3 protein-coding genes are annotated in these 3044 nt (G+C 61.0%); 1 reads left to right on the top strand and 2 read right to left on the bottom strand.

Annotated features, from left to right (window positions below; genetic code table 11):
- Window positions 1–158: 158 nt before the first annotated feature.
- The gene (locus VES88_07320) at window positions 159–2003 is read left to right on the top strand and encodes an IS1634 family transposase (protein ID HYN81294.1); all 1845 of its coding nucleotides are present in this window, start codon (window positions 159–161) and stop codon (window positions 2001–2003) included.
- 134 nt (window positions 2004–2137) lie between these two features.
- On the opposite strand, the gene VES88_07315 is transcribed toward VES88_07320, so the two are convergent.
- A complete protein-coding gene (locus VES88_07315) occupies window positions 2138–2554 on the bottom strand; it encodes a hypothetical protein (GenBank protein HYN81293.1) in 417 nt (138 codons plus the stop codon).
- Window positions 2521–2904, bottom strand: coding sequence for a hypothetical protein (locus VES88_07310; GenBank protein ID HYN81292.1), 384 nt, complete (start codon window positions 2902–2904; stop codon window positions 2521–2523). Before VES88_07310 ends, VES88_07315 begins: the two co-directional genes overlap by 34 nt.
- Window positions 2905–3044: the final 140 nt, after the last annotated feature.

The raw sequence follows: 3044 nt of genomic DNA, 5'->3' as shown, positions 1-3044 counted from the left end.
CTAGCCCAACTTTCTCAACTCACCCAAAAAATCGCCGATTTTTCCGCCCACGCTTCGCTGGAAGCCGCGCCGATACTTGGGGTGAGGTTCAAAACTCGTTGTAGTGTAGACCCAGTGTCTAGCCAGCCGCCGCGATTTCCTTACAATGCGGTGGCATCATGTACCTGCGCTCCAATCGTCGATTCAAGGACGGCAAGTGGCACTGCTACTGGAACATCGTTGAATCGCGGCGATGTGCCGATGGCCGGATCGTGCAGCACCAAGTCTTGTATTTGGGCGAGATCAACGCGAGCCAGCACGAAGCGTGGTGCCGGGTCATCGAAGCGTTCGACGAAGACGCTCAGCGTCGCACGCAACTGGCGTTATTCCCGGCCGATTGTCGGATACCCGAGCACGCCAAGGATTACGGCGTCAGCGTGCGGCTCGATGCGATGCAGCTCCATCGGCCGCGGCAATGGGGCGCGTGCTGGCTCGCTTGTCAGTTGTACGAGCAGCTCGGCCTTGATCGCTTCTGGGAAGCGCGCCTGCCCGACAGCCGCGAAGGCACGTGCTGGCGGCAGATTCTTAAGACGCTCGTCTGCTATCGCCTGATCGATCCCGGCAGCGAATGGCGCTTGCATCGGCTCTGGTTCGAGTCGAGCGCGATGGCCGATCTTTTGGGCGCCGATTATTCGCTGGTTGAAAAGAACGCGCTCTACCGCTGCCACGACAAACTGCTTCCCTTCAAGACCGAACTCTTCACCCATTTGACCGAACGCTGGCGCGACCTCTTCGGCGCCCGCTTCGAAGTCCTGCTCTACGACCTGACCAGCACCTACTTCGAATCCGCGCCGCCCGACGACGAGAACGACCAACGGCGCTACGGGTACAGCCGCGACAAGCGAAGCGACTGCGTGCAGGTCGTGATCGCGCTGATCGTCACCCCGGACGGCTTTCCGCTCGCCTATGAAGTCCTGCCCGGCAACACCACCGACAAGACCACGCTGCGCGAATTCCTGCGCAAGATCGAAACGCAATACGGCAAAGCGGAACGCATCTGGGTCATGGATCGCGGCATCCCGACCGAGAAAGTCCTCAAAGAAATGCGCGCCTCCGATCCCCCGGTTTACTACCTGGTCGGCACACCCAAAGGCCGCTTGAGCAAGCTGGAACGCGCGCTCCTGCCCTTGCCCTGGGCCGATGTGCGGCCCGGCGTGCACGTCAAACTCTTGCCGCAAGACGAGGAACTCTACGTCTTCGCACAAAGCCACGACCGGATCCTCAAGGAACGTGCGATGCGGATGCGGCAGCTCAAGCGCCTCGTGAAGCGCCTGAAAGAACTGCAGACGATGCAGCTCAAGCGCACGCAGCTATTGATCAAGCTCGGCGAGGCGAAGGGCCGTTATCGAGCGGCGTGGCGGCTCATCGACCTCACGATTCCCGATGCCGCGCCGTCCGGCGCAACGCCGTCCGGCGCAACGCCCGATTCGCTCGCTTGTCGCGACGCAAGCGAATCACAACCCCGACGCAACTTCGCCTTCTGCGTCAATCGCAAGAAATTGCGCCAGGTGCGCCGCCGCGAGGGGCGCTATCTGTTGCGCACCAACCTCTGTGGACGGAACCCCGCGGAACTGTGGCAGTTCTACATCCAACTCACCGAAATCGAGGCGGCGTTCAAGAACCTGAAAGACGACCTTGAACTACGACCGATCTACCATCAGCTCGAACACCGCATCGACGCGCATATCTTCATCGCCTTCATGGCGTATTGCCTGCACGTCACGCTGCGCGCGCGACTGAAACCCCTGGCGCCAGGACTCACGCCGCGCGCCGTACTCGATAAGTTCGCCGCCATCCAGATGCTCGACGTGCACTTCCCGACGACCGACGGCCGCACCTTGGTCCTGACCCGCTACACGGAACCCGCCGCCGATCAGAAAATCCTCCTCGAAAAATTGAATCTCGTCCTGCCGCCGCAATCGCCACCCAAAATCACCGCCGCCGGCCAGCTGCTCACGCAGTAGCCCAGGCAAAATGTAGTGGAGACCTTTTGACCCGGCGCATTGATTTCATGAGCTTCTTGCTGCTCCGTACCCCTCGGTTGAGAAAGTTGGGCTAGAATCCCTGCGGGAAAGCCCAGACAGAGCTCCATCGTCCGTCAGAACTTGCCGTTCGAGTTCTTCCACTCAGCACGAGGCGGGATCGTCTCTATCGTGTCCCAATGTTCGGCAATCTTTCGGCTCTGCACGCAGAACAGGTCGTAGAGGGAGGTGTGCTTGCCCGCGAAGGCGCCCTCACTCACCACCAGGACAAAATTTCCCTCCCCAAGTACCTTGTGGATGCGGTCGTACTTCATCGTGATGCCCTGCTTGGCTATGGCCTCGAGCGCGGCTCCCAGGCCTGACAGCTTGTCCGCAATCTGCGGGTTGTGCTGGACGTAGTTGTCGCCATCGAAGTAGCCGGCCAGTTTGTCCATGCGGCCGTTGACCAGGATGTCGTCCACGAAGGCGCGCACCAGCTCCTTGTTGGCCTCGGTGTGCATCAGACCGGTGGCTTGCGTCGGCCCGCCGAGCATCGTGTGGCAGCTCGGATTCGGGCCAGCCGGCGTCTCCTGAAGGTTGTCCCAATGCTCGACGATCTTGCCGTTCTCGAAACGGAAGATGTCGAACCCGACCTTGGTCCGAAGAAGTTGTAGTCGGTGTGAGCGAACACGAAGTCGCCGTCCTGAAAGACACGCACGGTACGGACCTTGGCCGACCCCTTGGGCAGGGCCTGCAGCACGGCGCCGAAGCCGGCCAGGCCGTCGCCAACGGCAAGGTTGTGCTGGATGTACTTGTCAGCGTTGATGAAGGCCACCGGCTTCGAGTCTCCGGTTTCGATGCTCTTGAGCAGTTCGACGACTTGCTGCTTCTGTGCGTTCGACATGGCTTGGCCTCCAGCGTGGTTGCGCTCGCGCGGGCCGACCCCGCCGCGTGAGACGGGATGGCGTGCCGGCAAAGAGCAATGCATTGCGGACGGCCCGATCTTGGCCTTTCTTTGCCATCAGGGAAATGTCAAACTGGCTC

It is taken from the genome of Gemmatimonadaceae bacterium (genome assembly GCA_035633115.1).
In the GTDB taxonomy this organism is placed as follows: Bacteria; Gemmatimonadota; Gemmatimonadetes; order Gemmatimonadales; family Gemmatimonadaceae; genus UBA4720.
This window is presented reverse-complemented; position numbering and strand designations above follow the sequence as displayed.

What these genes read in the sequence shown, in the direction of transcription:
- VES88_07320 (HYN81294.1), top strand. Translation starts at nt 159, where the DNA reads ATGTACCTGCGCTCCAATCGTCGATTCAAGGACGGCAAGTGGCACTGC.
- VES88_07315 (HYN81293.1), bottom strand. Translation starts at nt 2,554, where the DNA reads ATGCTCGGCGGGCCGACGCAAGCCACCGGTCTGATGCACACCGAGGCC.
- VES88_07310 (HYN81292.1), bottom strand. Translation starts at nt 2,904, where the DNA reads ATGTCGAACGCACAGAAGCAGCAAGTCGTCGAACTGCTCAAGAGCATC.